Origin of the sequence: Mesorhizobium comanense (genome assembly GCF_005503535.1) — a bacterium.
GTDB lineage: Bacteria > Pseudomonadota > Alphaproteobacteria > Rhizobiales > Rhizobiaceae > Mesorhizobium > Mesorhizobium comanense.
The window spans coordinates 1-3,496 of the sequence record NZ_SCNN01000065.1; the positions used below are offsets into that span (position 1 = coordinate 1).

Genomic DNA, 3,496 nt, shown 5'->3' on the forward strand with positions numbered 1-3,496 from the left:
TGTTTCGGACCGCCGAGGGTGAAAAACTGGCCTATCGAACCTACATTCAGACTGTGCGTCAGAAAAATAATGTCACATTGACGACGCTGCAGATCATGGCAAACGGCTTGCAAGTGTCTTTTGCAGGACTGCTCGCCGGCGGTAAGAAAGTTCCGGAATGGGCGCATCGGTTGGACGACAATGCGATCCGCAAGCGGCTGGCGCACATCATCGATTTTGAGCGGCAAAGGCGTAATTTGCACCGCTATGAGATGGCCGAACTCATCGGCGTGGCGGAGGCGACCTTCACGAAACTGGAACGGGCGAGCGGCAACGTCAGCGTGGACACGATTGCCGCGATCGCCAAGGCGTTGAAACTTGATCCAGCGACCTTCCTCTTTTCCGAAAAAATCCCGCCAGCAGCTGATCTACCTGTTTCCGATCAGCCGGGGAGGTAGGCTTCCATCGAGAGCCGATCGAGCATAGACCCAGCGAACATCAATCGCACTGATGGCAATTTCACATGGAGCCCATAAAGCCCAGCTCAGTCAGCCCTTCGCATGCGGGACGTGGTTAGACTGCTCGTCGATAGGTCCAGAGCTGTGCCGGCGGTATGTTGCGGACGACGAGTCATGGTGGGAAACCACGTAGCGGTCGGGCATCCTTATCACCGGTGACAGAGGTCCATAGGTGACCTGAATCACCGGCCGCGCGGCAGGAATGCGGGCAAGCAGATCCTCAATCAGGGCAACGCGCCGTTCCATAGACCGGTTGGAACGATTGGATAACTGACGGACGGCTTACCGACGCCGATTATTGACCCGCCAGAGCGAAACTGCTCGACAACGCGGGATTCTGCTATTGATGATAATGCACATTTGCATTATCTAATCGTATCGATGAATTGGAGCTGCAAGATGACGACATTGACGGTGACGGCACGGGGACAGGTGACCTTCCGCAAGGACGTTCTGCAGCATCTGGGAATCAGACCGGGCGAGAAGATCGAACTTGATCTGCTCCCCGACGGCCGGGCGGAATTGAAGGCGGCGCGGGCGAAGGGATCATTCAGGGAGCTCTACGGTTTTCTCAAGGGCAAGACGAATGGCCGCGTGTTGAGCATTGAAGAGATCAACGAGGCGATTGCGGAAGCGGGCACTGCAGCTGGATCGAGCAAGGAATGAAAGTCACGGCCGACACCAACGTTCTGCTGCGTGCCTATGTCGCCGACGATGAACGACAAGCGGAAGCAGCCGTCGATCTTCTGGCGAAGGCAGACATCGTGGCCGTCAGCCTTCAGGCCTTGTGCGAGTTCGCATGGGTTTTGGCCCGACAATATCAAACCGCACGCGTAGATATAGTGGCGGCAATCAGGGCCTTGTCAAACACCGCGAATGTCGTCGTCAACCGGCCAGCTGTCGAGGCAGGGCTTGCAGTGCTTGAGGCCGGCGGTGATTTTGCGGACGGCGTGATTGCCTTCGACGGCGACTGGCTGGGCGGGGAGACATTCGTCTCCTTCGACCGCAAGGCAGTTAAACTTCTGTCTGCGCAAGGACATCCTGTTCGACTTCTTTCGTAGCCGTCTTCAGGGTTGTCGCATGACCGAAGTTAACCATTGCGCGCCGATGGTCGCGCGCCGCCATCGGGCTGCGCAAGCCGAACGCCTGGGCCGCCTCCATTTTGCGCAATGAACTCGACGCCTGCCTTCTCAAAGGCCGAGCGGATTGCCGCAACTGTTTTTGCCTTGAGGCGGTCACCTTTTTCGAGACGAGTGATCGTTTGCGTTGCGACCTGCGCCACTTCGGCCAGTTCCCGCACACCCCACCCAAGAGCTACCCGTGCCATCTTGCATTGCATCGCGCTAATTTCATCACTGTGTGATGATTCTTCTTGCCCACTCACATCCCGACCTATACTCTGCCAACCTGCAAAACGGCCGGACGACGTGGTGACTCACATCGCCCAGCCTAACCACAACCCAGGCTATAGGGAGCTCGGATCATGGGTGATTCCGACAATACACGAGTTCGTCCTTCGGTCACGCGCAGGATGTTGTTGACGGGTGCAGGAGCGGCCGCGGCCGCGGTGCAATTTCAGCAAAGCGCGTCGGCGGACGGAGCGCTCGCAGGCAACACTGCCTTCGATCCAGCACTGGCGCTGTGGCAAGAATGGCAGTCCGCATACACACGAACCGTCGCGCTCTGCCGCAAGCAGCAGCATCTTGAGAGCAGACTGGTCGACGCCATCGGCTTCCCGAAAGCGGAAGTCGAATTGCCCGACGAGAATGTAACCGTCACCGTCTCCTGGCCGGGTGATATTGAAGACCTGTTCAGGGACATTCCAAGCCTTGCAGACCTGCGCGCTCGGGCGGAGGCGGATTTAGCTGCCCACCAGGCGCGTTGGGATGCGGAGGACCGGCGCATCGGCTATTCTGCCGCCAAGCGGGAGGAACTTGCCGCCGCCGACCGAGAGCAAGAGCTGGTGGAGACCCTGATGGCGGCGCCTGCCACGACACTCGCCGGCGTGGCCGCCAAGCTGGATGCGGTCCTGCGCGAGGGCGAAAGCGCCGAAGACTGTACAGAGTTCCCCTGGCCTCAGCTGCGTACCGCGCTCGGCGATCTGACGCGCATGGGCGAGGCGCTGCAGCCGGGCGCGTTCATGCCAGGCAGCGAGCACGCTGAGCCATATCCGCGAAATCGCCGGGAGGACGTCTGCATGTCGGTAATGATGTACCAGTGCGGAGATCGGGTGATATGAAAAGCCCATCGATGGCAACGCCGGTTCAGCGTGTCGCCGCGCGCGAAGCAAGAGCCGGCTCCCGCAGAACGCGCAATTCGGCTCTAGATCGAGGGGAACTAACACCTAGCCGCCCCACGAGTGTTCATTTGTTCGCCCATACTTGCGAAACGATTGCCAAAAACTGGCTGCGGCGGAGGCCACCGGAATTCTGACTACTACGGTTGTACCGACGCCGGGAGCGCTGTTGATGGTGAGCTTTCCTCGTAGCGTCGAAACCATCTGCGAACATGCGGTCAGGCCAAGCCCAGTATGGCTCCCGGCTCGCGTTGAAAAGAAAGGGTTGGTTGCTTTTGCAGCGATCGAGGGCGGCATTCCTGAGCCCTTGTCGACCACTTCAAGCACTAGGTAGGTGCGCGGCAGGAATGGGTGTCGCTTGGCTGTCGCGGAGACAAGAACTCTGGCCTCTTTGATGCCAGACGAAGCGGCCAGAGCGTTCTCGATCAGCTCGTTCACCACCAACCCGAATGGCGCCGAGGGCACGGGGTGTCGACGCGCTTTGGAACCGATCCTGACTTGCACCAAACCGCTGCGCTCTGCCTTTATATCTTCTAGCAGTCGGCCGAGCGGCACACTGCTTGATTCTTGTGGCGCATAGACGATTTGGAGGTAAGCGTCCGGTGAATCTGCCTTTGAGATTTCCCGCGAACACCTGAAGTTACGTCACTAATTCCGTCATTAGAGACGTCATCAGGGATGAACTATGGGCCGCATGGAGATT

6 protein-coding genes and 1 pseudogene are annotated in these 3,496 nt (G+C 58.8%); 4 read left to right on the forward strand and 3 right to left on the reverse strand.

Features of this window, described 5'->3' with window-relative positions; translation table 11 throughout:
- A partial coding sequence (locus FFS37_RS35520; RefSeq protein WP_137935541.1) for a helix-turn-helix domain-containing protein occupies positions 1-437 on the forward strand: 437 nt, incomplete at its 5' end.
- A 115-nt stretch (positions 438-552) separates the two neighbouring features.
- On the opposite strand, the pseudogene FFS37_RS36405 reads toward FFS37_RS35520, so the two are convergent.
- Positions 553-752 (reverse strand): annotated as a pseudogene (locus FFS37_RS36405) (phospholipid N-methyltransferase PmtA); the annotation flags it as partial.
- Positions 753-896: 144 nt separating this feature from the next.
- On the opposite strand from FFS37_RS36405, the gene FFS37_RS35530 reads away from it, so the two are divergent.
- Entirely contained in the window at positions 897-1,163 is a 267-nt protein-coding gene (locus FFS37_RS35530) for an AbrB/MazE/SpoVT family DNA-binding domain-containing protein (protein WP_059186960.1), read from the forward strand.
- Complete coding sequence (locus FFS37_RS35535) at positions 1,160-1,558, forward strand: type II toxin-antitoxin system VapC family toxin (protein WP_137935542.1); 399 nt, start codon at positions 1,160-1,162, stop codon at positions 1,556-1,558. Before FFS37_RS35530 ends, FFS37_RS35535 begins: the two co-directional genes overlap by 4 nt.
- Positions 1,559-1,587: 29 nt before the next feature.
- On the opposite strand, the gene FFS37_RS35540 is transcribed toward FFS37_RS35535, so the two are convergent.
- The gene (locus FFS37_RS35540) at positions 1,588-1,836 is read right to left on the reverse strand and encodes a helix-turn-helix domain-containing protein (RefSeq protein WP_408631475.1); all 249 of its coding nucleotides are present in this window, start codon (positions 1,834-1,836) and stop codon (positions 1,588-1,590) included.
- 144 nt (positions 1,837-1,980) lie between these two features.
- Between FFS37_RS35540 and FFS37_RS35545 the strand changes: the two genes are divergently transcribed.
- The gene (locus FFS37_RS35545; RefSeq protein WP_137935543.1) at positions 1,981-2,736 is read left to right on the forward strand and encodes a hypothetical protein; all 756 of its coding nucleotides are present in this window, start codon (positions 1,981-1,983) and stop codon (positions 2,734-2,736) included.
- 105 nt (positions 2,737-2,841) lie between these two features.
- Here FFS37_RS35545 and FFS37_RS35550 read toward each other — a convergent pair whose 3' ends face one another.
- The gene (locus FFS37_RS35550; RefSeq protein WP_171026570.1) at positions 2,842-3,231 is read right to left on the reverse strand and encodes an ATP-binding protein; all 390 of its coding nucleotides are present in this window, start codon (positions 3,229-3,231) and stop codon (positions 2,842-2,844) included.
- Between the last annotated feature and the right edge of the window lie 265 nt (positions 3,232-3,496).